This window comes from Streptomyces sp. NPDC001410, assembly GCF_042895235.1.
Lineage (GTDB): Bacteria > Actinomycetota > Actinomycetes > Streptomycetales > Streptomycetaceae > Streptomyces.
In genome coordinates this window covers 38566-63539 of the sequence record NZ_JBIAWE010000021.1, presented here as the reverse complement: position 1 = coordinate 63539, position 24974 = coordinate 38566, and the positions used below count along the sequence as shown (strand labels likewise).

Annotated in this window: 20 protein-coding genes; 9 read left to right on the top strand and 11 right to left on the bottom strand. The window is 71.6% G+C overall.

From position 1 onward, the window contains the following. The first annotated feature begins 260 nt into the window (after positions 1 to 260). Complete coding sequence (locus ACFY3C_RS36720) at positions 261 to 1697, top strand: PP2C family protein-serine/threonine phosphatase (RefSeq protein WP_390773911.1); 1437 nt, start codon at positions 261 to 263, stop codon at positions 1695 to 1697. 43 nt (positions 1698 to 1740) lie between these two features. On the opposite strand, the gene ACFY3C_RS36715 is transcribed toward ACFY3C_RS36720, so the two are convergent. Next, complete coding sequence (locus ACFY3C_RS36715) at positions 1741 to 3234, bottom strand: hypothetical protein (RefSeq protein ID WP_386578551.1); 1494 nt, start codon at positions 3232 to 3234, stop codon at positions 1741 to 1743. Between the two features lie 308 nt (positions 3235 to 3542). Here ACFY3C_RS36715 and ACFY3C_RS36710 point away from each other — a divergent pair, with 308 nt between their 5' ends. Together ACFY3C_RS36710 and ACFY3C_RS36705 are read left to right on the top strand one after the other, a co-directional pair. Then, positions 3543 to 4688 (top strand): aminoglycoside phosphotransferase family protein, encoded by a 1146-nt coding sequence (locus ACFY3C_RS36710; RefSeq protein WP_390773910.1) that lies wholly within the window; start codon positions 3543 to 3545, stop codon positions 4686 to 4688. Positions 4689 to 4930: 242 nt separating this feature from the next. Next, a complete protein-coding gene (locus tag ACFY3C_RS36705; protein ID WP_390773909.1) occupies positions 4931 to 6901 on the top strand; it encodes an N-acetylmuramoyl-L-alanine amidase in 1971 nt (656 codons plus the stop codon). Between the two features lie 13 nt (positions 6902 to 6914). On the opposite strand, the gene ACFY3C_RS36700 is transcribed toward ACFY3C_RS36705, so the two are convergent. From ACFY3C_RS36700 to ACFY3C_RS36665, 8 genes are all read right to left on the bottom strand, one after another. Beyond that, the gene (locus ACFY3C_RS36700; RefSeq protein WP_386578548.1) at positions 6915 to 7412 is read right to left on the bottom strand and encodes a hypothetical protein; all 498 of its coding nucleotides are present in this window, start codon (positions 7410 to 7412) and stop codon (positions 6915 to 6917) included. 55 nt (positions 7413 to 7467) lie between these two features. Next, positions 7468 to 10362, bottom strand: coding sequence for an ATP-binding protein (locus tag ACFY3C_RS36695; protein ID WP_390773908.1), 2895 nt, complete (start codon positions 10360 to 10362; stop codon positions 7468 to 7470). A 141-nt stretch (positions 10363 to 10503) separates the two neighbouring features. Beyond that, entirely contained in the window at positions 10504 to 11400 is an 897-nt protein-coding gene (locus tag ACFY3C_RS36690; protein ID WP_386578546.1) for a universal stress protein, read from the bottom strand. A gap of 140 nt (positions 11401 to 11540) precedes the next feature. Next, positions 11541 to 11783: a DUF397 domain-containing protein gene (locus ACFY3C_RS36685; RefSeq protein ID WP_386578545.1), complete on the bottom strand. Its 243-nt coding sequence runs from the start codon at positions 11781 to 11783 to the stop codon at positions 11541 to 11543. A gap of 82 nt (positions 11784 to 11865) precedes the next feature. Further along, positions 11866 to 13032 (bottom strand): thiolase domain-containing protein, encoded by a 1167-nt coding sequence (locus tag ACFY3C_RS36680; RefSeq protein WP_390773907.1) that lies wholly within the window; start codon positions 13030 to 13032, stop codon positions 11866 to 11868. After that, positions 13029 to 14111: a thiolase domain-containing protein gene (locus ACFY3C_RS36675; RefSeq protein WP_390773906.1), complete on the bottom strand. Its 1083-nt coding sequence runs from the start codon at positions 14109 to 14111 to the stop codon at positions 13029 to 13031. The genes ACFY3C_RS36680 and ACFY3C_RS36675 overlap by 4 nt, the downstream gene beginning before the upstream one ends. Continuing rightward, the gene (locus ACFY3C_RS36670; RefSeq protein ID WP_390773905.1) at positions 14108 to 15058 is read right to left on the bottom strand and encodes a Zn-ribbon domain-containing OB-fold protein; all 951 of its coding nucleotides are present in this window, start codon (positions 15056 to 15058) and stop codon (positions 14108 to 14110) included. Before ACFY3C_RS36670 ends, ACFY3C_RS36675 begins: the two co-directional genes overlap by 4 nt. Before the next feature lie 139 nt (positions 15059 to 15197). Continuing rightward, complete coding sequence (locus ACFY3C_RS36665; RefSeq protein WP_386578541.1) at positions 15198 to 15998, bottom strand: crotonase/enoyl-CoA hydratase family protein; 801 nt, start codon at positions 15996 to 15998, stop codon at positions 15198 to 15200. Positions 15999 to 16185: 187 nt separating this feature from the next. Here ACFY3C_RS36665 and ACFY3C_RS36660 point away from each other — a divergent pair, with 187 nt between their 5' ends. After that, complete coding sequence (locus ACFY3C_RS36660; protein ID WP_390773904.1) at positions 16186 to 17799, top strand: acyl-CoA synthetase; 1614 nt, start codon at positions 16186 to 16188, stop codon at positions 17797 to 17799. Positions 17800 to 17973: 174 nt separating this feature from the next. After that, positions 17974 to 19722 (top strand): sulfatase, encoded by a 1749-nt coding sequence (locus ACFY3C_RS36655; protein WP_390773903.1) that lies wholly within the window; start codon positions 17974 to 17976, stop codon positions 19720 to 19722. On the opposite strand, the gene ACFY3C_RS36650 is transcribed toward ACFY3C_RS36655, so the two are convergent. Together ACFY3C_RS36650 and ACFY3C_RS36645 are read right to left on the bottom strand one after the other, a co-directional pair. Then, positions 19691 to 20563 (bottom strand): alpha/beta fold hydrolase, encoded by an 873-nt coding sequence (locus ACFY3C_RS36650; protein ID WP_390773902.1) that lies wholly within the window; start codon positions 20561 to 20563, stop codon positions 19691 to 19693. The two genes, ACFY3C_RS36655 and ACFY3C_RS36650, sit on opposite strands and share 32 nt — an antisense overlap. Positions 20564 to 20613: 50 nt before the next feature. Further along, positions 20614 to 21081 carry a bacteriocin immunity protein gene (locus tag ACFY3C_RS36645; RefSeq protein ID WP_390773901.1) on the bottom strand — a complete coding sequence of 156 codons (468 nt, stop codon included), beginning with the start codon at positions 21079 to 21081 and terminating at the stop codon, positions 20614 to 20616. Between the two features lie 142 nt (positions 21082 to 21223). Here ACFY3C_RS36645 and paaK point away from each other — a divergent pair, with 142 nt between their 5' ends. The 4 genes from paaK to ACFY3C_RS36625 all read left to right on the top strand — a co-directional run bounded on the left by paaK (position 21224) and on the right by ACFY3C_RS36625 (position 24967). Further along, positions 21224 to 22519 (top strand): phenylacetate--CoA ligase PaaK, encoded by a 1296-nt coding sequence (gene paaK, locus ACFY3C_RS36640; protein ID WP_390773900.1) that lies wholly within the window; start codon positions 21224 to 21226, stop codon positions 22517 to 22519. 88 nt (positions 22520 to 22607) lie between these two features. After that, positions 22608 to 22940: an ArsR/SmtB family transcription factor gene (locus tag ACFY3C_RS36635; RefSeq protein ID WP_390773899.1), complete on the top strand. Its 333-nt coding sequence runs from the start codon at positions 22608 to 22610 to the stop codon at positions 22938 to 22940. Positions 22941 to 23055: 115 nt separating this feature from the next. After that, positions 23056 to 23970 (top strand): TIGR03620 family F420-dependent LLM class oxidoreductase, encoded by a 915-nt coding sequence (locus ACFY3C_RS36630; RefSeq protein WP_390773898.1) that lies wholly within the window; start codon positions 23056 to 23058, stop codon positions 23968 to 23970. A 295-nt stretch (positions 23971 to 24265) separates the two neighbouring features. After that, complete coding sequence (locus ACFY3C_RS36625; protein WP_386578532.1) at positions 24266 to 24967, top strand: hypothetical protein; 702 nt, start codon at positions 24266 to 24268, stop codon at positions 24965 to 24967. The last annotated feature ends 7 nt before the right edge of the window (positions 24968 to 24974 follow it).

The following is a 24974-nucleotide window of genomic DNA, read 5'->3' as shown; positions in this document are numbered from 1 at the left end:
CCTGAGCGTCGAACAGGCAGCTGAGTACGGCTGTGAAGCTCTACGGTATGCGTCAAGTCCCGTAGAAACCCTACGGCTTGAACCTACTCGCGCGTACGCCATCCGTACCCTCGGAGCAGCCCGGGAAGACTCTGGCATATGCCGGAAGCACCACCGTATCGTGTGTTGCCAAATCCCTTACAGGGAGTCGCGGGCTGTGCAACAGTCGTAACGGTCCCTCCACCCCCCTTGGTCGTTCCATCCCCCCTTCGGAGTGCGTCATGCCGTCCCCAGTCTCCGCGGACCACCCAGCCGCCCAGCCGCCCGGGCGCGGCTCGGTCGAGTCGTTGATCACGCAGGCGCGGCGACTCAAAGGCGATGTGGACGCCGTACGGCGCGACGCGCAGAGCGAGGGATCGGACCCGGAGGAACGCTGGCAGCGGGCGCTGTACGACCTCGCACTGCACCAACTCGAGGACCTGGACACCCACTTGGCACAGCTGCGGGACGGCCCGGAGCCCGCTCCTGCGGACGGGCCCGCCGAGACCCCGGCCGTCCGGCCCGCGGCGGCCGCCGGCGCACCGCGCGCCTCGCTGCTCAGCCGTGTCGGCAGCGCGGAGTGGAACCTCCTCACGGACGAGGCGAGTTGGTCCGGAGAGCTCTACCAGATCCTCGGCCTCGACCCGGCCGGCCCCGCCCGCACCCTGGACGAGCTGCCTTCGCTGGTCCTGGAGGAGGACCGGGCGAAGCTGACCCGGATGGTGACGGACTGCCTGGTCGACGCCAGGCCGATCGACGGCGAGTTCCGTGTCGTACGGCCCGACACCTCGGTGCGGACCGTGCACATGATGGGCGAGCCCGTGCTCGGCGGCGACGGCAGCACCACCTCGATGTGGGCCGTGCTGCGCGACGTGAGTGAACTGCGCCGCAGCCAGCGGACGGTGCGCGAGACCCGTGACTCGTTCCAGCACCACCAGCGGCAGGCGCAGACCGAGCAGCGGCTCGCGGTCGAGCTGCAGGAGGCCGTGCTGCCGCCATGGCGCGGCTCCCTGCGGCTCCCGCACCGGGGGCCGCAGACCCTCGACCTCGCCGCCCACTATCTGCCGGCCGCGACGAGCGCCCTGATCGGCGGCGACTGGTACGACGCGCTGCAGCTCTCCGACGGCGCGACCCTGCTCAGCGTCGGCGATCTCACCGGGCACGGCGTCGCCGTCACCTCGGGCATGGCGATGCTGCTGGGTGCCGTGCGCGGCATGGCCATGGCCGGCACGCAGCCCGGCCCCCTCCTGGCCATGCTCAACCAGTTACTCGACGCCACCGTGCAGCCCGCCCTCGGCAGCGCCGTGTGCTGCCACTACCGGCCCGAGACCCGCACCCTGGTGTGGGCGCAGGCAGGACACCCCGCCCCGCTGCTGTACCGCGGCGGGACGGGGCGCGTGCTGAACGCACCGGACGGCGTCCTGCTCGGCGCCACCACGGGCGCCACCTACGGGCAGGCCGAAGTGGCCCTGGAGCCCGGCGACCTCCTCCTGCTGCACACGGACGGACTGGTGTCCGGGCACGGCGGAAACACCGCTGTGGACCACCTGCTCGACCTCGCCCCACGCTTCGGCGCGGCGCGCACCGCGCAGGAGTGTGTGCGGACGGTCGTGGAGGAGTTCGGCGGAGCCGAGCGCGAGGACGATGCCTGTGTGCTCGTCGCCAAGGTCACCTCATGAGCTGACCTACTACACCTGTTGAAGAACGCAGCGCACAGGCCCCTTACACCTGTGCGCTGTTGTCACGCCCGCCCTTCGGCGTCGGCAGGGCGAGCCTGATCTCTTCCCGCAGTTCGTGGATCCTCGGGTAGCCGGAGTACTCGGCGGTGAGCCGGTACATCTGCCGCAGTCGGTCCCAGGTGCGGCGGGAGGAGTTCGAGCCCATCGACATCAGGGCCAGCCGTGCGTAGCGGTCGGCCTGTTCCGGGTCGTCGGCGATGAAGCAGGCCGAGGCCATGGAGAGATGGTCGAAGATCTTCGACCGCTCCCGCCCGTCGACACGCAGGGCCAGGGCCTTCTCCGCGTAGTACTGGGCGTGCGCGGCCGCACCGGGGTCGAACTCCGCGAGGGTGCGGTAGGCGAGGGCCTGCATGCCGTACAGATCCTCGTCCTTGAAGGTCTGCATCCAGTCCGGCGGTTCCAGGTCCCGGCGGTCGGAGACGAAGAGGTCCTCCGCCTGTCCGAGCGTGCGGCGCATCGCCTGGCCCTTGCCCATGGACGCCTGCGCCCAGGCCTCGATGGTGTGGAACATCGCCTTCGTACGTGGCTGCAGACGCTCCCCCGAACCGGACTGGGCGAGCTTCATCAGGTCCAGCGCGTCGTCGGGCCGGCCGAGGTGCACCATCTGCCGGGCCGCCCGGGACAGGGCCTCCCCGGCGCGCGGCCGGTCACCGCCCTCGCGGGCGGCGTGGGCGGCGATGACGAAGTACTTCTGGGCCGTGGGCTCCAGGCCGACGTCGTGCGACATCCAGCCCGCGAGGACGGCGAGGTTGGCGGCGACGCCCCACAGGCGTCGCTGGAGATGGGGTGGATGGTGGTAGGCGAGCATGCCGCCCACCTCGTTGAGCTGGCCCACGACCGCCTTGCGCTGGAGCCCGCCGCCTCGGGCGGCGTCCCAGGCGCGGAACACCTCGACCGAACGCTCCAGTTCCTCGATCTCCTGCGACCCAATGGGGGCGGCCTCATAGCGGTCGAACCCAGCGGGGTCGGCGTGCAGGGGATCGTCGAGGACAGGGGCGTCGGCCTTCAGTGTGGGGTCGGCGTGCAGCCAGTCGTACATGGCGCTGCTGAGTGTGGATCCCGCGGCGAGCGCGGCACCCGCGCCCACCAAGCCGCGTCGGTTGAGCATGAGGTCCATTCCCGTGAATTCGGTGAGGACCGCGGCGGTCCGTTCGGGCGCCCACGGCACTCCGTCGGGATGTTCCGCATTCCCGTCGCCCTGCCGTTTCCCCGTACGCCCGTGCCGCACCAGACCGAGGTCCTCGATGGTCACGACACGGCCGAGACGCTCGGTGAACAGGGCCGCCAGCACCCGCGGTACGGGATCGCGCGGGATCTCTCCCATGTCGATCCACCGCCGCACCCGGGAGGTGTCGGTCGACAGCTGGGGGTGGCCCATGGCCGCCGCCTGCTTGTTGACCAGCCTCGCGAGTTCGCCCTTGGACCAGCCGGCCAGGCCGAACAGGTCCGATAGGCGGGTGTTGGGTTGTCCGCTCACGTCAAGCCCCCAGGTTCTCGGCTGAGTTGACAGTAGACCCGTGGACGTTGCCGGGCGACTATTCGCCACGGTTCGCCAGGGTGCGCCAGATGGTGTGCCACTGGGCATCGGGTGTCAGGTAGGAACGCGCCACCCCGACCCGGTCGCCCTCCCAGTGACGGGTGCATTCCCCAGGGTGCACCCGGGCGACCGGGTCGGGTGGGCGTATGAACTCAAAGCACCCGCATTGCGTATCCACTTCGCACAGGGGTTTTGAGCATGGATGTACAGGCAGGCACCGCAGGCACACGAAGGGATCTGTATCTCCCATGTACGCAGCATCGTCCTCCGTGTCCGCTCCGCCCCGGCCGCTGCGTCCCCGCCCGGCGGGCGGCGGGCCGTACCTCGACCCGGCGGCGCGGCCGGCAGCACCCGTGCTGGGCGCCGGCCGACCGCGGCGCGTTCCGGGGCAACCCGGATCCCAGCCCCTCAGCGGGCGGCTCGACCTGTCCGGTCCCCAGGGCGCGCAGTTGCGCACCGCGATCGCCTCGGTGCACCGGATCTGTCCGGAGTTCGCTCCGGTGCAGGTGCTGCGCCGCAGCGGACGCTCCGTCCTCCTGGTCGGGACGACCGGACGCAGCACGGCCGTGGCCAAGTGTCTCCTCGACCAATCGCCCGCGTGGTCGGAGCGGATCCGCCACGAAATAGCCGCATACCGCTCGTTCGTCCGGCACCGCCCGCCGGTGCGGGTGCCGAGACTGATCGCAGCGGATCCGGACAACTGCACGCTGGTGATCGAGCGCATGCCGGGCCGGGTGGCGGCGCTCCAGCGGCATCCGTTGGAGGCTCCGCCCCGGCCGGACATCCGGGCGGCGCTCGGCGCGATCTGCCGGCTGAACGCCTGGCGCCCCCCGGCGGGCACCTTCGACGCCCCCCTGGACTACGCGGCCCGCATCGCCCGGTACCACGAACTGGGCCTGCTGACCGACCGGGACCTGGGGGACCTGCAGAAGCTGCTGCACGGCATCGCGCACGCGGCGGGCCGCCAGGGGATGGGCCAGTTCTGCCACGGCGACGCCCTGCTCTCGAACATCCTGCTCTCACCGGCCGGTCCAGTGCTGGTGGACTGGGAGCACGCGGGCTGGTATCTGCCGGGGTACGACCTGGCGACGCTGTGGCTGGTCCTCGGGGACGCGCCGGTGGCGCGGCGTCAGATCAGCCAGATCGCCCAGTCGGGGGGCCCGGCCTCCCGGGACGCCTTCCTGGTGAACCTGATGCTCCTGCTGACGAGGGAGATCCGTACGTACGAGACGGCCGTGCAGCGTTCGATGCACGATACGGCCCCGGCGGCACCGGGTACGGCCCACCCGGGTGCTGCGCCGTCCGGCGAGGAACAGCGGCTGCTGCTCAGGCGGCTGCACGACGACTGCCAGCTGGCCCGCCGGGCCGTGCGCGCGGCGGTCGGCACTCGCTGACGGGGACGACGGCTCCGCGGTGCGCCCAGAGCGGCGGCGCACCGCGGACCTTCGTGTGTGACTGGTGTACGCCACTGACGCCCCGCAGGCCCGTGCGCCACCGCAGCGAAACTCGCCGAAACCCTTCGTGACGTGGGAAATCAGGGACCTGAAGGCATCATTGACGGATCGTCGGCAAGCCGGTACCACTGATCCAGCTCGGAGCCGCACGCCCGCCGCCCGCCCGTCACAGGAGGCCGCACTTGCGAGGATCCGCCACCGACCCCACGCCCACACCCGGCCACAGACACCTGAGGCGAAGCGCCGGCACGCTCGCCTCCGCCGCCTTACTACTACCCCTGCTCGGCGCGGCCCCCGCCCAGAGCGCGACGGACTCCTCGGCCGGTCGGCTCCAACGCGCCTTCGCCGACGCTGCCGCCGAGTACCACGTGCCGCAGAGCGTCCTGCTGGCCGTCTCCTATCTCCAGTCCCGCTGGGACTCGCACGCCGGGGCGCCCAGTGTGACCGGCGGCTACGGCCCAATGCACCTCACCGACGCACGCACCGCGCTCGCCACCACCGAGCACCTCGCCGAGGGCACCGAGGACGCCCGCGGCGACAGCGCCCGCCCCGCCCTGCACCCCGACATCAAGGTGCCCGAGAACTCGGCACTCCCGGCCCGCCTCAGGACGCTGCCCAAGGCGGCCGAACTGACGGGGCTGCCCGCGGCCGAGCTGCGCACCGACCCGGCCGCCAACATCGCGGGCGGCGCCGCCCTGCTCGCCGCCGCCCAGAAGGAGCTGGGCGAGCCGGCGAGCGCCGACCCGGCCCACTGGTACGGCGCGGTGGCCCGCTTCTCCGGCGCGGACGACACGGCGACCGCGCGCGCGTACGCGAACGACGTGTACGACGTACTGCGAACGGGTGAGCAGCGCACCACGGACGACGGCCAGCAGGTGGCCCTCGCCGCCCGGCCGCACCTCTCCGCCGACACCGGTCAGCTGAAGCGGGCGGGGCTGCGCACGGTCGCGGCGGACGACGTCGAGTGCCCGAACTCGGTGTCCTGCGAGTGGATCCCGGCGCCGTACTCCGAGTTCGGGGACAACGACTACGGCAACCACGACCTCGGCGACCGTCCGGACTCGCAGAGCATCAAGTACATCGTCATCCATGACACGGAGGGCACCTGGGACGGGGTGCTGAACCTGGTCCAGGACCCCACCTATGTGTCCTGGAACTACACCATCCGCTCCACCGACGGTCTGATCGCCCAGCACGTCAAGGCGAAGGACGTGGCCTGGCACGCGGGCAACTGGTACATCAACGCGAAGTCGGTCGGCATCGAGCACGAGGGCTTCCTCGCGGCGCCGGACGCCTGGTACACGGAGGCGATGTACCGGTCCTCGGCGCGCCTGGTGAAGTACCTGGCCCGGAAGTACGGCATCCCGCTGGACCGGCAGCACATCCTGGGCCACGACACCGTGCCGGGCCCGACCACCTCCACCATCCCCGGGATGCACACGGACCCGGGCCCGTACTGGGACTGGCGGCACTACTTCCAGCTGCTGGGCCACCCCTTCAGGGCCACCGGCGGCAAGTACTCCGACATGGTGACGATCCGCCCGGACTACGCCGACAACGAGCCGGTGTACACGGGCTGCACCACCAAGGGCGAGCCCTGCACCGCGCACGGCTCCAGCGAGGTGCGGCTGTACTCCGACCACGACGAGAACGCCCCGCTGATCAAGGACATCGGCCTGAAGACGGATCCGACCAACGGGGTGAACGATCTGTCCTCGCGGGTCTCCACCGGCCAGCAGTACGCGGTCGCCGACCGCTGGGGCGACTGGACGGCGATCTGGTACCTGGGACAGAAGGCCTGGTTCGAGAACCCGGCCGAGCAGCCCACGGCGGTGCCGGCGTCCGGTCTCGTCGTCACCCCGAAGGACGGTCTGGCGAGCGTCCCGGTGTACGGCCGCGCGTATCCGGAGAAGGAGGCCTACCCGGCGGGGGTACCCGCGCAGTCGGTGGTGGCGCTGCCGTACACGCTCCCGGCCGGGCAGAAGTACGTGGTCGGTGACGTGGTGCCGGGCGAGTACTACTACGCGGTCACCTTCACCACCGACTCGCACCGGGTCGTGGTCGGCAAGGACCTGTACTACGAGATCCAGTACGGCCACCGAGTGGCGTTCGTGCGCGCCGCGGACGTCCGCCTGGAGAGTGCCGTCGGCTAGCCGGGACCGGCCGTCAGCCCTGCTGGAACAGCTCCGCCGGGAGCGGCTTCAGCAGGGCGTACAGGTCGTCGGTGATGGGGCGGTCCCAGGCGGCGATGGTCACGAGGACGCCGTCGCTGCGGTCGAACTGGACGCAGGAGATCCGGCTCTCGGAGAGCTTCAGCCGCCGCACGATCAGCAGGTTGTCACCCTGAAGGACCGGCGTGTCCTCGATGCCGACGACGGTGACCTCCTCGTCGTTCTCCAGCGCGAGCAGCAGCTGGCCCACCTCGAAGGGGATCTCGCCCTCGGTGACCTCCCGGGCCGGGGAGCCCTCGGGGAGATTGCCGATGATCATGGCGGGGCCGCGGCCGCCGAACAGGTCGTAGCGCAGGAAAACGCCCTGGCAGGAGCCGTCGGGGGCGGGCAGCAGACCCGCGCCCAGGTTGCCCGGCCAGTCGCCCGGGTCCATGGCCAGGACGTCGAAGTCGGGTCCGGCGGGAGTGGCGCTGCGGCGGCGGAGGAACGACATGCGGCCATGGTACGTGCCTGAGCACACTCGGCGACGTGTGGGCACCCTCCGGTCTCTAGCCCGGCGTCGTCCCCGCGCCCAGTGCCGCTTCCAGCCCCGACCGGTCGGTTCCGAGCTTCCGGTACACCGCTGAAAGGAGGTGTACGACGCTCTGCTCGTCGGTGTGGAGTTCCACGGCGGTCTCCGCCTCGGTGCAGCCCTTGGCCGTGAGGGTGGCGGCGACGCGTTCGCGGCTGGTGAGGGTGTCGGTCTCGGTGCTGTGGAGGCGGCGTGGGCGCAGGCCGGCCGCGGCGAGTTCGGCGCGGGCCGTGTCCCCGAGGCCGTCGGCGCCGCACTGGACGGCCGTGTCGAGGCCCCGGTAGAGGTGCTCGGCGGCCTCCCTGGGGCGGCCGGCGTGGCGCAGTTCGGTGCCCAGGGCGACCAGCGCGCAGGCCAGCTCGTACGCGGCCGGGGAGCGCTCCAGATGGGCGACGGACTCTTCCAGGTATTTGACGCGCGCAGAGCCCGAGGCCACCTCCGCCAGCGTCCGCAGGGCCTGTCCGATCGCGGAGGGGGCGCCGAACTGGCGGGCACGGTCCACCGCTTCGAGGGCAGTGGTCAGGGCTCGTTCGGGGGCGTCGTGGCTCTGGGCGCGGGCCAGGTGGAGCTGCCAGGGGCACCATGCGGGGTTGCGGATGCCCCGCGGGTCGAGGCGGCGCCCGGCGGCGGACAGCTCGGCCGCCGCGTCCTTGGTGAGGCCGCGGGCGAGGAGCAGTTCGCCGTACACCGTCTGGGCGTCGGGGAAGACGACGGCGGCCGGGAAGGGCTGCCCAAAGCAGAAGTCGTCGGCGGTCTGCGCCGCCTCCGCGACGCGGCCCCGGGCCAGCAGGACCTCGATCAGGATGCCGACGGCGTACCAGTGGGCGGGCGTGCCGGGGCCGACGCGTTCGGCGAGCCTGAGGCCCGCGCGGACGAAGTCCTCGGCCTCGGCGAGCCGCCCGCGCCGGTAGCGGACGTAGGCGAGGAGGGTGTAGGCGAAGGAGAGGTGGGCGCCGCGCCAGCCATGGTGCTCGTAGTCGGCGATCCCGGCGGCGAACAGCTCCTCGGTGCGGCCCGGCCGGTCGGCGTACATGAAGGCGAGCGCGACCAGGACCGGCACCTCGAAGCCACGGTCGGGCTCGGTCCAGCCGAGGCCGCCGGCCAGTGCGCGTTCGGCGTGCTGGAGGGCGACGTGGGCGGGTTCGCCGCGCTGGACGGCGTCCCAGGTGCGCAGCCCGATGATGTAGCGCTCGGTGAGGTCGCGGCCCTTGAGGCGGCTTGCGAGCCTGTCCAGGCGGCGGGAGCGGGAGGGGTGGTCGGGTTCGTCGGCGCGGAAGGCGTCCCACATGAACTGCTCGGAGACCATGCGCAGCCTGACCCGCGCGTCCCCGGTCAGCCGGATCTCGCGGGCCAGGGTGTCGGAGGCCTCGGCGAGGCGGTCGCTGTGGGCGAGGACCTGGGAGAGGCGGTAGACGATGTGGTGCCGCAGCTCGGGGTCGGTGATGGGCTCTTCGAGGGCGGCGCGCAGGTGGTTGACGGTGGTGGCGGGTTCGGTGAGCAGGGAGGCGGAGCCCAGTTCGTACAGGACGGCGGCCCGGTCCTTGGGCGGCGGCGGCTCGAGCAGGGCGCGGGCGAGGTAGCTGCAGGCGGCTTCGGGGGCGCCGGCCCGGAGCGTCTCACCGGCGGCGGCGCGCAGTTGCTGCACGACCCAGGTGTCGCCCTCGGGGTGGGTCTCCAGGAGGTGGCGGGCGGCGGCGGAGGGTCCCTGTCCGTCGTTGATCACGCACCATGCGGCCTGTCCGTGCAGGGCGACGCGCACGCCGGACGGGATGGCTCGGTAGACGGCGGTGGCGATCAGGGGGTGGACGAATTCGAGCGTCTCGACACCCGTCAGGATGCGCGCGCCGCGCAGCGCGTCGGCGGCGTCGGCGGCCTCCTCGTGGCCGAGTCCGGCGACGGCGGCGCCGAGCCGGGGATGGATCTCGGTACCGAGGACGGCGCAGGCCCAGGCGAAACGGACGGTGGAGGTGCCGAGGCGTTCGAGCCGGGCGATCAGGCCGGTGCCCTTGACGGCGGCGGCGAGGTCGCGCAGCAGAGGGGCCCCGGCCTCGGTGGGGATGAGTCCGCGATCGTGCACCTTGGCGGTCAGTTCGACGGTCTCGAAGGGGTTGCCGGCGGTGACGACCCAGCACTCGCGGCAGAACGCGTCGTCGGCGTGCGTGCCGAGGACCTCCCGGACCAGCTCGGCGACGGCGGCCGCGCTGAGCGGCTCCAGGTCGAGGGGGCGTCCGCCCGCGCGGCCGGGGAGTCCGCGGAACGACTCGGCGTGGTCGGGGAGTTCGTCGGGCCGGTAGGCGACGACGACCAGCAGCGGGAGTTCCTCGGCGCGGGGCGCGAACGCGGCCAGCCAGCGCAGGGATTCGGGGTCGGCCCAGTGGGCGTCGTCGAGGACGAGGACCATCGGGGCGCGGCGTACGGCGAGGTGGGTGAGGACCCAGTCCAGGCCGTCGCGCAGGCCCTGCTGGTCGGGCGGGGCGCCCTCGGTGGGTGCGCACAGGCCGAGGGCGGGGCCGACGATGTCGTACCAACTGCCCAGCGAGGACCGCAGTTCGCTCTCCGGCACTCCGGCGAGCTGCGGCTGGAGCAGCTGGCGGGCCACGTGGAAGGCGACGCGCTGTTCCTGGTCGCCGCCGCGGGCGGACAGCACGGTGCAGCCGAGGGCGGTGGCCCGGCGGCGGACTTCGGCGAGGAGGGTGGTCTTGCCGATGCCCGCGCGGCCGGCGAACGCGAGCAGTGCGCCGCGCGGGCGCTGCGCCGCCTCCGCGCCGTCCGCGCGCAGGCCGGTGAGCCCGTCCAACGCCTCTTCCACAGCGGCGAGTTCACTCTCCCGCTCGAAGAGCGTCTTACGGCTGCGCACCATCCGTTGTCCCATCACACACCCCCCCGACGGCGTCGGCCCCGCGCAGGGAGCGGGCGCACACCGTGACCGTCAGGCACCTCAGCGTACGCCTCGCGGGGCCCGTTCGGGCCGGTCCGGCGGGGCTAGGTCGGGCCGGTCCAGGCGGGCTTGTGCTCACGTCGGTTCCGGTGGTACCACCGCGATCGGGCTCGCCGCGTGCAGCAGGACCGCCTGGGTGACCGAGCCCATCATCCGGGCGGGCGCCAGCAGGCGTCGCCGGTGGCGGCCGACGACGACCAGGTCGGCGTCCTTCGAGGCGGCGACGAGGTGGCCGGCCGCGTCACCGGGCAGGGCGGCGACGTCGGCGCGGACGTCCGGGTGGCGCTCCCGGTGCGGGGCGAGGAAGCCCTCGGCGAGGGTCCGGGTCTCGTGCTCGACGGCGGCCTGGTCGATCGGGGGCGGCACCAGCTGGCCGGGCGCGGACCATGTCTGCACCGGCCACGGGTACGCGGCGATCACCTCGACGCGCGCCCCGCGCAGGGCGGCCTCGGCGAAGGCGAGGCCGAGGCTGTCGTCGTCGGGGCTGTCGACGTGCAGGCCGACGACCACCCGGGGCCCGGGTTCGGCCGGGCCCTCCCCGTGAACCTCGCGGTCGGGCCGGGGTACGACGACCACCGGGCACTCGGCGTCGCGTGCGCAGGCCAGGCTGTTGGAGCCGAGCAGCAGGCTGGCGAAGCCGCCGCGGCCCCGTGAGCCGAGGACCAACAGCTGGGCGTCCACCCCGAGTTCGGGCAGCACCGCGCCCGGTACGCCCTCCAGCGCGACGTACTCCACGGTCTGGGCGTCGGCGCGGTCCCGCAGCAGTGCGCGGACCTCGTCGAGCACCGGGTCGCCCTGCGTGTCGGGTGGCCCGGCGACCAGGACGTCGGCCTGTCCCCAGGCGGCGTACTGCCGTACGTGCACCACCCGCAGCGGCGCCGCGCGACGGTGGGCGGCGTCCACGGCCCACTCAAGCGCCCGCCGGCTGTCCTCGGAGCCGTCCACCGCGGCGATGACCGGCGCACTGCTCATCTTCCCTCACCTCCGGAACGCGACCTTCCCCTTGCCGGGGCCAGCCTCGCTCAGGCATCGGCCCCGACAGGGTGCTGTGGATCGCGTGTCCGGAAATCCGCGCCGAACACTCCCCGGTTCGGCTCGCGGCACGGGGTCACTCAGGTCAGGTCGAACTCGCCTTCCCGTGCCCCGGAGACGAAGGCGCCCCATTCGGCGGGGGTGAAGATCAGGGAAGGGCTTTCCGGGCGTTCGCCGTTGCGCATGGCGATGAAGCCCTCGACAAAGGCGATCTGGACATCGCCCAGCCCTCGGCTGCTGGACCGCCACTCGGCCCTGCTGAGGTCCAGCTCCGGCTTGTCCCAGCCCACGAGCGGCTGCTGCTGGGTGGTGGTCTCGGCCACGTCCGTGCTCCTCCCGGTTCGTCGTCCGCGGTCAGCCTAGCGACCGCTTCCCACGGCGGACAGGCCGTGTCGGGAGGACCTTTCAGGAGTCGGGGGGCTCGGATCCGACGAGCCACATGGAGAAGAACTGCGAACCGCCGCCGTAAGCGTGCCCGAGCACCTTCCGGGCGCGGTCCACCTGGTGTTCTCCGGCCTGGCCGCGCACCTGGAGGGCGGCTTCGGCGAAGCGGATCATGCCGGAGGCACCGATGGGGTTGGTGGAGAGCACCCCGCCCGACATGTTGACGGGCAGGTCCCCGTCCAGCTCGGTCACCCCGGCCTCGGTGAGCTTCCAGCCGCCGCCCTCCTCGGCGAAGCCCAGGTTCTCCAGCCACATGGGCTCGTACCAGGAGAACGGCACGTACATCTCGACGGCGTCGATGTCCCGGCGCGGGTCGGCGATGCCGGCCTGCCGGTAGACGTCGGCGGCGCAGTCCTTGCCGGCCTGCGGGGAGACGAAGTCCTTGCCCGCGAAGAGGGTCGGCTCGCTGCGCATGGCGCCGCCGAGCATCCAGGCGGGCGGCCGGGGCGCACGGGCGGCCCCGGCGCGGTCGGTGAGGACCATGGCACAGGCGCCGTCGGAGGACGGGCAGGTCTCCGAGTAGCGGATCGGGTCCCACAGCATGGGTGAGGCCTGGACCTTCTCCAGGGTGATGTCGTGCTCGTGGAGGTGGGCGTACGGGTTCTTCAGGGCGTTGCGCCGGTCCTTGTAGGCGACGAGGGAGCCGACGGTGTCGGGGGCGCCGCTGCGCCGCATGTAGGCGCGCACGTGCGGGGCGAAGAAGCCGCCCGCCCCGGCGAGCAGGGGTTGTTGGAAGGGGATGGGCAGGGACAGGCCCCACATGGCGTTGGATTCGGACTGTTTTTCGAAGGCGAGGGTGAGGACGGTGCCGTGGACACGGGCCGCCACCAGGTTGGTGGCCACGAGGGCGGTGGATCCGCCGACCGAGCCGGCGGTGTGCACCCGCAGCATGGGCTTGCCGACGGCGCCGAGGGCGTCGGCGAGGTACAGCTCGGGCATCATGACGCCCTCGAAGAAGTCGGGCGCCTTGCCCATGACGACGGCGTCGATGTCGGCCCAGGTCAACTCGGCGTCCTCGAGAGCCCGTCCGGCCGCCTCGCGGACGAGTCCGGCGATCGACACGTCCCGGCGGGCGGCCACGTGCTTGGTCTGGCCGACTCCTACGACGGCCACGGGCTCCTTGCTCATCGTGGATCCCCTTCGAGTACGGCGACCAGGTTCTGCTGCAGGCAGGGGCCGGAGGTGGCGTGGGCGAGGGCGCGGTCGGACTCGCCGCGGTGGATGCGGGCGGCGGCCTCGCCGATGCGGATCAGTCCGGCGGCCATGACCGGGTTGGCGGCGAGTGCGCCCCCTGAGGGATTGACGCGGACGCTCTCGTCCAGCCGGAGCGCCTTGCGCAGCACGACCTCCTGCGCGGTGAACGGCGCGTGCAACTCGGCCGTGTCGATGGTGGGGGCACCTCCCATGCCGTTGAGGCTATGGGGGAGTTCGAAGGCGCCGGCCTTCTCTGCGGCCAGTCGTGCGGAGGGCGAGTCGGTGAGGTCGCGCACGCCGAGGGAGTGCGCCTCGATGCGGTGGTCGATGCCCCGGATCCAGGCGGGCCGTTCACACAGCTCGCGGGCTCGCTCCCCCGCCGCGAGGATCACGGCGGCTGCGCCGTCGCCGACGGGCGGGCAGTCCCCGGTGCGCAGGGGGCGTACGACGTAGTCGCCCTGTGGGATCGAACCCCTCAGCTGTGCATGGGAGTTGGCGGTGGCCGACGCGCGGCTCCGCGTTCCGATCGCGGCGAGGGCGCGCTCGTCCGTGTCCCCCGCGTCGATGAGCGCCTGTGCCTGGAGTGCGGCCAGCGCGACCGGGTCCGGCCAGAGGGGAGCCACGTAGTACGGGTCCAACTGGCGGGTCAGGACGTCTCGTACGGATCCGGGAGAGGACTTGCCGTAGGAGTACACCAGGGCGGTGTCGGCGTCTCCCGTCATCAGCTTGGTCCATGCCTCGTACAGCGCCCAGGCGCCGTCCATCTCGACGTGCGACTCGGAGATGGGCGGCCAGGCGCCGACGCCGTCGAGGGCGAGGGTGAAGGAGAAGGCCCGGCCGGCCAGGTAGTCGCTGGAGCCGGAGCAGGTGAAGCCGATGTCGGCGGTCTTGAGTCCGGTCTGTGCCAGCACCTGGTGCAGCACCGGCATGAGCATCTCGACCTCGGAGGACTCCTCGGTGGAGCGCCGATGGTCGGTCTGGGCGAAGGCGACGACCGCGATCTCCCGTGTCACAGCAGCTCCTTGTAGGTGTCGTAGTCGGCGTCGGGTTCGCCGGTCGGGCGGTAGTGATCGGGATAGCGCGCGCCAGGCGTCCACACGGGCTCTACCCTCAGGCCCATGCGCACCTCGTCGTACGGGATCCCGCCGATGCGGGCGTGCAGGGCCAGGTCGGCTCCGTCGAGGGCGATGTGCGCGTAGACGTACGGCACCTCGATGTCGAGATTCGCCGTATGAGCAGCCTTGATGTTGACGATGCAGAAGGTGGTGACCGTGCCGCGGGGACCCACCTCGACCTGTTCCGATGTGGCCAGGCCACATGTGGGGCACGCACCCCTCGGCGGGATGTACACCTTGCGGCAGGAGGGGCAGCGCTCGCCGACGGACCGCTGTTCGGAGAGGGCCTTGATGTAGTCGGTCTGGGCGCGGCCGGGAGAGTAGGTGTAGTCGAGGCGGGCGTGGGCGACGATCCCGGTGAGCGGGTTCTCGAACTCGCCGGTGTGGCTGCCCGGTCGGTCCGGTTCGCCGTCGTACGGTTCGAAGCAGGCGATGTCGGTGATGGCGCCCGTGCGTTCCACGGCCCAGCGGATCCGCACCCGCATGCCGGTGTGCACGGCGTCGGGTCCGGGGGCGTCCAGGGCGTGCAGCAGGGCGGTGTCGGCGCCGTCGAGCCGGACCAGGACCCAGGCGAAGGGCGTGGTGAGGGGCTGGCCCCGGCGGGGTTCGTGGTTCCAGGCCCAGGTGGTGACCGTGCCGGTGGCGGCGACCTCCACCAGGTCGCGGATCTCCTCGGCGGTGACGGGGTCGTACTCGACGGGCGGGACGAGCGTGCGCCCGTCGGTGGTCTTCACGCCGAGGACGACGCGTTCGCGCAGTCCGGTGAGGAAGGCGCTCTGGACGGGGCCGAGAGAGCGGGTGAAGGGGAACTCGACCACGAGCGGGGCTTTGAGGACTTCGGGCATCGGGGCTTGCCTCCTTGGGAAGGTCGGCGAGGTCGCGCCCGGAAGGGGCGCGGGGCTGTGTCGATATGCGGCTCCGCCGCGGGGCGCGACCAGCCACACACGGCCCGCAGTGTCCAAACCGGCCTGAGCCGGCGCAGCGCTACGCGCGCTTGTAGACGGGGGGCCGCTTCTCCGCGAAGGCGCGGGCGCCCTCCTTGGCGTCGGCGGTGTCGAAGACCGGCCAACCACGGGCGAGTTCGGCGGCGAGCCCGTCGGTCTCGGTCAGCTCGGCGGTCTCGTACACCGACGCCTTGACGGCCTCCACGGCGAGCGGTCCGCAGGCGTTGACCTGCTCGGCGATCTCCAGCGCCCTGGCGAGCGCGGTGCCGTCGGGGACGACATGCCCGATCAGCCCGATGGCGGCCGCCTCCTGCGCGCTGTACGGCCGTCCGGTGAGCAGCATCTCCAGGGCGTGGGTGCGCGGGATCTGACGCTGCAGCCGGACGGTCGAGCCGCCGATCGGGAACAGGCCGCGCCGGACCTCGAACAGACCGAAGGTCGCGGACGCGCCCGCGACCCGGATGTCGGTGCCCTGGAGGATCTCGGTGCCGCCGGCCACGCAGTACCCCTCGACGGCGGCGATCACCGGTTTGCGGGGGCGGTGGTGGCGCAGCATGGCCTTCCAGTGCAGGTCGGGATCGGCCTTGAGCCGGTCGCGGTGGTGCTGCCCCGCCATGCCGTCCCCGGCCAGTGCCTTGAGGTCCATGCCGGCGCAGAAGGTGCCCCCGGTCCCGGTGAGCACGATCGAGCGGATCGTGTCGTCCTCGTCGGCCTCGACCCAGCCGTCGTACAGGCCGACGAGCATGGGAAGCGAGAGCGCGTTCTTCGCTTCGGGCCTGTTGAGCGTGAGCACCAGTGTGGCGCCTTCGCGCTGCACGGTGAGGTGTTCCGTCCCACCCATTGCCCATCTCCCCTCGGTTGGAACGAGAACAGGTTGCAGTAGGCGGGGAGGCACTTCAAGGGACCTTCGCGGGTTTTCTGACAGGCAGTCAGATTTCTTGGCACGGGCCCTTCACAGTTGCCGCGCCCTTTGCTCTGATGACCGGCGAACCGGTGGATCGCCAGGCCGTCGGAGGTCAGGAGGAGCGGTGGAGTACAACCTTGCCGATCTGTTCGAGTCGGTCGTCGACGTGGTACCGGACCGCGAGGCTCTCGTGTACCTCGACCATCCCGGCACCGGCGCGGAACGCCGCCTGACGTACGCGGAGCTGGACGCGGCCGCCAACCGCATCGCCCACCACCTGATCGACAACGGGATACGCCCCGGGGAGCATCTGGGCCTCCACCTCTACAACGGCGTCGAGTACCTGCAGACGGTCCTGGCCTGCATGAAGGCCCGGGTCGTCCCGGTCAACGTCAACTACCGCTATGTCGAGGAGGAGTTGGTCTACCTCTACCGGGACGCGGATCTGGTCGCGCTGGCCTTCGACGGGGAGTTCGGTGACCGGGTGGCGGCGGCGCTGCCGCGTGCGCCGAAGCTGCGGCACCTGCTGCGGGTGGGCGATTCGTCTTCGCCGGTGCCCGGCGCCGTCCCGTTCGCCGAGGCGGAGGCGTCCGGTTCGCCCGAGCGGGACTTTCCCGTCAGGTCGGGCGACGACCAGTTCATCATCTACACCGGCGGCACGACCGGCATGCCCAAAGGGGTGATGTGGCGTCAGGAGGACCTGTTCTTCGCGGGGCTGGGCGGCGGGGCGCCGACAGGTGAGCCGGTGAAGAGCCCGGAGGAGCTGGCCGAGCGGGTCGCCGCGGGCGGGTCGGGGATCACCTTCTTCCCCACTCCCCCGCTGATGCACGGCACGTCCACCCTCACGGCGTTCATCGGCTTCAACTTCGGCCAACGGGTCGTCCTGCACCGCAAGTTCGTACCGGAGGAGGTGCTGCGGACCGTCGAGAAGGAGAAGGTCACCAGCGTGTCCCTGGTCGGCGACGCCATGCTCCGGCCGCTGATCGACGCACTCGGCGGGCCGCTGAAGGGCACGGACTGCTCGGCGCTGTTCAGCGTGTCCTCGTCGGGCGCGATCATGTCGGAGACCGTGCGCCGGCAGTTCCGGGAACTGGTCCCGAACGCGCTGCTGCTGAACAACTTCGGCTCCTCCGAGTCCGGCTTCAACGGTACGGCGACGGAGGACTCGGGACCCGAGCGGGGTTTCCGCATCCGGGTCAACGCCCGTACACAGGTGGTGGATCCGGCGACGCACGAGCCGGTCGCCGTCGGCGAGATCGGCCGGGTCGCGCAGTGCGGCCATGTGCCGCTCGGCTACTACAACGACCCGCGCAAGACCGCCGAGACGTTCTTCGAGAAGGACGGGAAGCGCTGGGTGCTGCTCGGCGACATGGCGACGGTGGACGAGGAGGGCGTGGTCACCGTCCTCGGCCGGGGCTCGCAGTGCATCAACACCGGGGGCGAGAAGGTGTACCCGGAGGAGGTCGAGCAGGCCCTCAAGGCCCATCCGGACGTGTACGACGCGCTGGTCGCCGGGGTGCCGGACGCCACGTGGGGCAACCATGTGGCGGCCGTGGTGCAACTGCGCGAGGGAGCCCGGCACCCCTCGCTGACCGACATCCAGGACCACTGCCGCACCCGGCTGGCCGGCTACAAGATCCCGCGCCAGCTGGTGATCACGGACTCCATCCAGCGGTCGCCGAGCGGCAAGGCGGACTACCGGTGGGCGCGGGAGGTGGCGGTGGCCGCGGACCGCTAGGGCACAGGGGTGTCCCCTCGCCGCCGGGCAGTCGGGGCCGCGTACTGTGTGCGCCACGGTTGAACGGACGGTGACGGTCGGCCGTACGGGTGATGACGGCGTCGGCCTCCTGGTTCCGGCCCGTCGCAGCCGGGACCGGGCCACGCACGGAAGGACCTTCGGGTGTCACACCTCATGCCTCGTCAACTGCCGGACCCCAGAGCGGAGTCGGACACCGGTGACGAGGGGAGCGGGGAGGACACCCAGCGGGACTCCGCCGCGGGTGCCCGCCCCGGCTGGTTCGGCTGGCGCCTGCGCCACCCACGGGTCGCGCGGGGCGTGAGCGTGGGGACGACGGTCCTCGCGGCCGTCCTCGTGCTGGGCGCGCTGCTGTTGCCGAACCGGCTCGACGGGCTGACCTTCATCACGTTCCTGCGCATCCCCGCGGAGGGGATCCTGCTGGCCGGTCTGCTCCTGGTGCTGCCGCACCGGGGCCGACGGGTCGCGGCGGTGGTCACGGGCCTGCTGCTCGGTCTGCTGACCATCCTCAAGTGCGTCGACATGGGCTTCTACTCGGTGCTCGTGCGGCCGTTCAACCTGGTGATGGACTGGGGCCTGCTGGGCGACGCGGCGGACTTCCTGCGGGAGTCGCTCGGCCGGACCGGCCAGCTGCTCGCCGTCACCGGCGCTCTGCTCCTCGCCGTCGCGGTTCTCGTGCTGACCACGCTCGCCACGGTCCGGCTGACCGGCCTGATGGTCCGGCACCGCCAAGTGGCCACCCGCAGCACCCTGGTGCTGGGCACGGCGTGGATCACCTGTGTCACGCTCAGCCTGCAGATCGGTGACGTGCCGATCGCCTCCAAGATCAACGCCGTCATCGTGGACAACAGGGTCGAGCAGGTGCGCGCGGGCCTCGCGGACGCCCGGGTCTTCCGCGAGGAGGCCGCCGTCGACGCCTTCGCCGGCACACCGCGCGACCAGTTGCTGACCGGCCTGCGCGGCAAGGACGTCCTGTTCACCTTCATCGAGAGCTACGGGCGTACGGCGATCGAGGACCCGGCGATGGCGCCGCGGATCGGTACCGTCCTGAAGGAGGGCACGGCCTCCCTGAAGGCGGCGGGATTCGAGGCCCGCAGCGGCTGGCTCCGCTCCCCGGTGACGGGCGCGGGCAGCTGGCTGTGCCACACGACCTTCCTGTCCGGCCTGTGGGTCAAGAACCAGCAGCGGTACCGGACCGTCACGGCCAGCGACCGGATGACCCTCACCAAGTACTTCCGCGAGACCGGTGCCTGGCGCACGGTCGGCGTCGTGCCGGGGGTGCGGTACGCCTGGCCGGAGGGCAGGTTCTTCGGCCTGGACCACATCTACGACTCCACGCACCTCGGCTACCACGGCCCCTACTTCAGCTGGACGCCCGTGCCGGACCAGTTCAGCCTGGAGGCCTTCAACCGGCTGGAGTTCGGCAAGAAGGACCGGGGGCCGCTGATGGCGGAGATCATCCTCGCCTCCAGCCACAACCCCTGGGCGCCGGTCGCACACATGATCGACTGGAAGGACCTCGGCGACGGCTCGGTCTTCCACCGCATCAAGAAGGAGGGCAAGGACCCGAAGGAGGTCTGGAAGAACGCCGAGAGCGTGCGCACCGAGTACCGGAACGCCATCGAGTACTCGCTGCACAGCCTCGTCGAGTTCATGCAGCGCTACGGCGACAAGAACACGGTCCTGGTCTTCCTGGGCGACCACCAGCCGGTGCCGACCGTCACCGCGGGCAGCCCCCGCAAGGACGTGCCCGTCACCATCGTCGCCCACGACCCGAAGGTGCTGGACCGTGTCTCCGGCTGGGGCTGGACGCAGGGCCTGAAGCCGGCGGCGGACGCCCCGATCTGGCCGATGAACAAGTTCCGCGACCGCTTCATGCGGGCGTACGGCCCGCAACAGGGCTGACCGTGTCCGCGTCGAGGAAGGCGAGAGTACGGCGGACGAAGTGCTCCGGGTCGTCCAGCCACGGGTAGTGGCCGGCGCCGGGCTGGACGGTGACCTCGGCATTCGGGAAGGCCTCGGCGGTGCGGCGGGCGAGGTCGGGGCGGGGGCCGCCGTCGGCTCCGCCCGCGTACACCAGAACCGGGGCGGTCAGGGCGGCGAGCGCGGCCCGGGTGGCGTCCGGGGTGAAGGCTCCCTCGCCGAAGTACCGGTCGGCCGCCTCGTCGTTGGTCTGCTCGTCCGCGGCAGCGTCATGCGTGCGGGCGGCGTCGTCCCAGCGGCCGTAGAAGAACGGCATGAAGACCTCGTCGAAGTCGCCCTCCCCCGTCAGCCACGCCTCGAACGCGGGAAACGCCTCCGCGAACCACGGCTCGTCGGCCCGCAGCCGGGCCGCGGCCAGCCGGTCCTCGGGCGACGGCGGCATCCCGAGGGCCGAGGGGTTCGGGGTGATCAGCACGAGCCGCCGTATCCGGTGGGGGTAGCGGGCCGCGTAGAGCATCGCGAGACTACCGGCCGCCGAGTGAGCCAGCAGATCCATGTGCTCCAGCCCCATGTGGGCCCGCCACACCTCCACGTCGTCCACCAGCCGGTCACAGCGGTACGTCGCCGGGTCGCCAGGCACCCCGGAATCCCCGGTACCCCGCAGATCGAGCAGCGCCAGCCGCCGGTGCGCGGCAAGCCCGCCCAGGTCCCCGAGATAGACGGAGGCACGCATGGGCCCGCCGGGCAGGACGGCGAGGGGTTCGCCTTCGCCCCTGAGGTGGTAGGAGAGCTGGGTTCCGTCGCCTGCACTGAAGGTCTGCATGCCGGTGATCATCCAGGTCCGGGCCGCCGGGCCGCAACGCCATTGGCCGCTCACAGGGCGATGGGCCGGTAGGCCAGCAGCTCCTCCACGATCCGCTCCGGCGGGGCGTCCGCCAGGTGGGCAGGCGGGTAGAAGAGCAGGTCGGCGGCCCGAGGATGAGTGACGTTGGTCCGCAACACCGACAGGTAGTAGTCGGTGTCAAGGTCCCCCGATGCGCATCCGGCCAGGATCCGGCGGACGATCTCGGTGAGTTCCTCGCGGGTGACGTCCGGGACGCGTGGCCGGGCCGGCCGGGCGGCCTCCAGAGCGAACTCCTCCAGATCACGCGATGCGGACCGGCAGAGGAAGTCCGACGGCTCGTATGCGCACCCGGTCGCCGCGTTGAAGGCGTCGACGGCCCGGCGCCCGGCCTCCGCGTCCTCGCACAGCAGCCTCTCGATCCGCTCGATCTCCTCGCCCAGCTCCGCCAGCCGCTCGGCCGGCACGGGCGGGGGCAGCAGTTCGCGTCGTAGCTCCACGCACCCATTCTCCGCGCCGTCCCGTCGGGAAATTCCGAACCGGCCTCTTGCCTGGAGGCGGATGGTCTGAATTTACTGATCCCGGAGGGTCGACCGAATGATCGGTCGCCCGGAATGTGCGGCTGACGAGGGAGAAGTCCCGATGGCGGATGCGACGGACCTGCTGGATGCGGGCGAGAAGCTCGGGCCCGAGGAGTTGCGGGCGCTCCAGCTGGAGCGGCTGCGCGCCTCGCTGCGGCACGCCTACGACAACGTGCCCTTCTACCGGGAGTCCTTCGACAAGGCCGGTGTCCGTCCGGAGGACTGCCGTTCACTGGCCGACCTGGCGCACTTCCCCTTCACCACCAAGGCCGACCTTCGGGAGCACTACCCGTACGGCATGTTCGCCGTGCCCCGCGAACGTATCCGCCGCCTCCATGCCTCCAGCGGCACCACTGGGTTGCCCACAGTGGTCGGCTACACGGAGAACGACCTTTCCATGTGGGCGGACATGGTGGCGCGTTCCATCCGGGCCGCGGGCGGGCGCCCCGGCGACACCGTGCATGTGGCCTACGGTTATGGGCTGTTCACCGGGGGGCTGGGCGCCCACTACGGCGCCGAGCGCCTGGGCTGTACGGTCATCCCCGCGTCCGGCGGTATGACGGCGCGCCAGGTCCAGCTGATCCGGGACCTCGAACCCGGCATCATCATGGTCACCCCGTCGTACATGCTCACACTGCTGGACGAGTTCGAGCGGCAGGGCGTGGATCCGCGGAGCACCTCGCTGCGGGTGGGCGTGTTCGGCGCCGAGCCCTGGACCGAACAGATGCGGCGGGAGATCGAGGAACGGTTCGCGATCGACGCCGTCGACATATACGGGTTGTCCGAGGTGATCGGTCCGGGGGTCGCCCAGGAGTGCGTGGAGACCAAGGACGGTCTCCATGTGTGGGAGGACCACTTCTATCCGGAGATCGTCGACCCGATCACGGGTGAGGTGCTGCCGGAGGGCGAGCAGGGCGAGCTGGTGTTCACCTCGCTCACCAAGGAGGCCATGCCGATCGTCCGGTACCGGACCCGGGACCTGACCCGGCTGCTGCCCGGCACGGCCCGGGTGTTCCGGCGGATGGAGAAGATCACCGGGCGCAGCGACGACATGGTGATCCTGCGCGGGGTCAACCTGTTCCCGACGCAGATCGAGGAGATCGTGCTGCGCACCCCCGGCGTGGCCCCGCACTTCCAGCTGCGCCTCACCCGCGAGGGCCGCCTCGACGCGCTCACCGTGCGCGCCGAGGCCCGCCCGGGCGCCACGCCCGAGGCGCGGGAGGCGGCGGCCCTGTCCATCGCCGCGGCCGTGAAGGACGGCGTCGGCGTCTCCGTGGCCGTGGAGATCGTGGAGCCGGAGTCGCTGGAGCGGTCCGTGGGCAAGATCCGCCGGATCGTGGATCTGCGGCCGCGCTAGCGGTCACGGCACGGGCCCGGCCGGTAGGACGCCCCTGGCCACATCGACGTATCTCGAAACGTCGGCGGCGAACCTATACTCCGGACGCATGACCGACACCGTCCCCTCCCCGGATCCGGAGCTGGTCGGCGCGTTGCGGGCGCTGTCCAATCCGATGCGGCTGCAGATGCTGCAGTGGCTGCGCGAGCCCGAGCGGCACTTCCCCATGGAGACGGCGATCGCCGATCCGGCCGAGGTGGGTGTGTGCGTGAGCCACATTCAGGCGAAGGCGGGACTGGCCCAGTCCACCGTGTCGGCCTACATGGCCGAACTCCAGCGCGCCGGGCTGGTGCGGGCGACCCGGGTCGGCAAGTGGACCCACTACAAGCGGGACGAGCAGCGCATCGCCCACCTCGTCGCGGAACTGGGCCAGACGCTCTAGCCGCCACCCTCCACAGTCACCCCTGGTCCACACGCAGGCCTCCCCTTGCGGTTCATATCGAGATTCTGCGATATTTCGATTAACCGATGTGATCCAATCCACGAGGGAGCGCGCGATGACCGGGGACAAGCATCTGGGGCTCGGCACGTTCGGGATCTACACCTTCGACTTCGAGCACCAGCCGGCCGCGCTCATCCGGGACTCGGTCCAGGAACTGGAGGAACTGGGCTGGCGGGCGCTGTGGATCCCCGAACTCCTCGGGCGGGACGCGTTCAGCCACGCCGGCTATCTGCTCTCCTGCACCGAGCGGCTGAGTGTCGTCAACGGCATCGCCCGCATCTGGTCACGCGAGGCGCGGTGGACCTACGGCGCCGCTGCGCTGCTCGCGGACGCCTACCCGGACCGGCACGCCCTCGGCCTCGGCTTCGGCGGTCAGCCGCGCCCGGGGGTCAAGCCGCTCGCCGCCATGTCCGCGTACCTGGACGAACTGGACGCCCTGGAGACGGAGACGCCCAACCCCCGTCCCAAGGCCCCGATGCGGCGCCTGCTGGCCGCGTACGGCCCCCGGATGCTGGAGCTGGCCCGCGAGCGCGCGGACGGGGCCCAGACCTACCACGTGAACACGGCCCACACCGCCCAGGCGAGGGAGATCCTCGGCCCGGACGCCTTCCTGGCCGTCGAGCACGCAGTGCTCTTCGAGACCGCCCCCGACCGGGCCCGGGCCCTCGCGCGCGAGCACCTGCACGGCTACCTCAACACCCCGTACAACCTGGCGAAGTTCCGCAGGCTCGGCTACACGGACGACGACTTCTCGGCCGACGGCAGCGACCGCCTCGTGGACGACCTGGTGTTCTGGGGCGACCCGGACACCGTCGTTCGGAAGCTGCGGGGCCACACCGAGGCGGGCGCCGACCATGTGACCGTGCAGGTGATCGGCGTGGAGCCGGGCACCTCGGCGCTGCCACAATGGCGCCTGCTCGCCGAGGCCCTGCTGCCCGGAGGGTTCGGTCGGACAGGTACGGCATCATGACGGAAACGCCCGGGGCCCAGCCCCACGCCAGTGAAGGGTTCGCCCCGTGAGCAACATCCCGCCCCCCGAAGGATCCGACGGGGGGCCGGAGGACCACTCCTCCATATCCGACGAGCAGTTGGCAGCCTTCTTGCGAGACGCCGCCGAAGGCGATGGCACCTCCGCGCCGAAGGAGCCGTCGGCACGGGCCAGGAGGGCGAACCGGCGGCTCCGGAAGATACTCAGGGCAGAGCGGAAGGGCCGGAGCCCGAAGGGGCGTGCGTTCCGCGAGAGGGCGGGTACGGTGATCCCGTGGATGGCCGTGGCGGCCGTCGTGCTCGTGGGCGCCTGGCAGCAGGGCCTGTTGTCGTGGGACAGGGCACCCGCGTCGGGGCCGGCCAAGGCCGTCGCACTGCCGGGAGGCGGGACCTCCGACGGCGATCGGTGCGGAACCAAGGGCTACCACCACTTCCCGCTCCCCGCAGCCGCCTCCTCACCCGCGCCCAAGGCCACCCCACGCCCCGGCCCGCAGCTCGAACTCGGCTCCTACGGCTATGCGCAGCCCGACCACGACGCCGCCAGTTTCCACATCGGGCTGCTCTTCGCCCAAGGCCCGAAGGGATCCCTCACGGTGTCCCGGACCCTGGGCGGGGAGGGAGTCGCGGTGGAGATCGAGGGCCCGAACGGACTGGTCGCCGGCGCGCACGGCCTCCCTGTCACCTGGAACTCCCCCGGGAAGACCGGCCGCGAGGACAAGACACACATCGACCTGACCGGCGGCGGCAGCGGCGAGATCAGGCTGCCGGCACGGGCCCTGTGCCCCGGCTACGACGCCGACGCGGTGTGGAAGGGGCTCCAGCCGCCGATCAACTCCTCGAACACCATCACCGGGCAGCCGACCTACACCCTGACCGTGTCCGTCCGCGATCCGGGCATCGGAGAACTGCGGAAGTCGATCGGCGTTCCGGTCGGCGGCAACCTGCTCAGCACGAACAACCTCGTGCCCGACGGCCCCTGAACCCGCG

Bases quoted from the DNA above. Each gene is read 5' to 3' on its own strand.
- ACFY3C_RS36720 (WP_390773911.1), top strand. From the start codon at position 261: ATGCCGTCCCCAGTCTCCGCGGACCACCCAGCCGCCCAGCCGCCCGGG.
- ACFY3C_RS36710 (WP_390773910.1), top strand. From the start codon at position 3,543: ATGTACGCAGCATCGTCCTCCGTGTCCGCTCCGCCCCGGCCGCTGCGT.
- ACFY3C_RS36700 (WP_386578548.1), bottom strand. From the start codon at position 7,412: ATGTCGTTCCTCCGCCGCCGCAGCGCCACTCCCGCCGGACCCGACTTC.
- ACFY3C_RS36695 (WP_390773908.1), bottom strand. From the start codon at position 10,362: ATGGGACAACGGATGGTGCGCAGCCGTAAGACGCTCTTCGAGCGGGAG.
- ACFY3C_RS36690 (WP_386578546.1), bottom strand. From the start codon at position 11,400: ATGAGCAGTGCGCCGGTCATCGCCGCGGTGGACGGCTCCGAGGACAGC.
- ACFY3C_RS36680 (WP_390773907.1), bottom strand. From the start codon at position 13,032: ATGAGCAAGGAGCCCGTGGCCGTCGTAGGAGTCGGCCAGACCAAGCAC.
- ACFY3C_RS36670 (WP_390773905.1), bottom strand. From the start codon at position 15,058: ATGCCCGAAGTCCTCAAAGCCCCGCTCGTGGTCGAGTTCCCCTTCACC.
- ACFY3C_RS36665 (WP_386578541.1), bottom strand. From the start codon at position 15,998: ATGGGTGGGACGGAACACCTCACCGTGCAGCGCGAAGGCGCCACACTG.
- ACFY3C_RS36655 (WP_390773903.1), top strand. From the start codon at position 17,974: ATGCCTCGTCAACTGCCGGACCCCAGAGCGGAGTCGGACACCGGTGAC.
- ACFY3C_RS36650 (WP_390773902.1), bottom strand. From the start codon at position 20,563: ATGCAGACCTTCAGTGCAGGCGACGGAACCCAGCTCTCCTACCACCTC.
- paaK (WP_390773900.1), top strand. From the start codon at position 21,224: ATGGCGGATGCGACGGACCTGCTGGATGCGGGCGAGAAGCTCGGGCCC.
- ACFY3C_RS36635 (WP_390773899.1), top strand. From the start codon at position 22,608: ATGACCGACACCGTCCCCTCCCCGGATCCGGAGCTGGTCGGCGCGTTG.
- ACFY3C_RS36630 (WP_390773898.1), top strand. From the start codon at position 23,056: ATGACCGGGGACAAGCATCTGGGGCTCGGCACGTTCGGGATCTACACC.
- ACFY3C_RS36625 (WP_386578532.1), top strand. From the start codon at position 24,266: ATGGCCGTGGCGGCCGTCGTGCTCGTGGGCGCCTGGCAGCAGGGCCTG.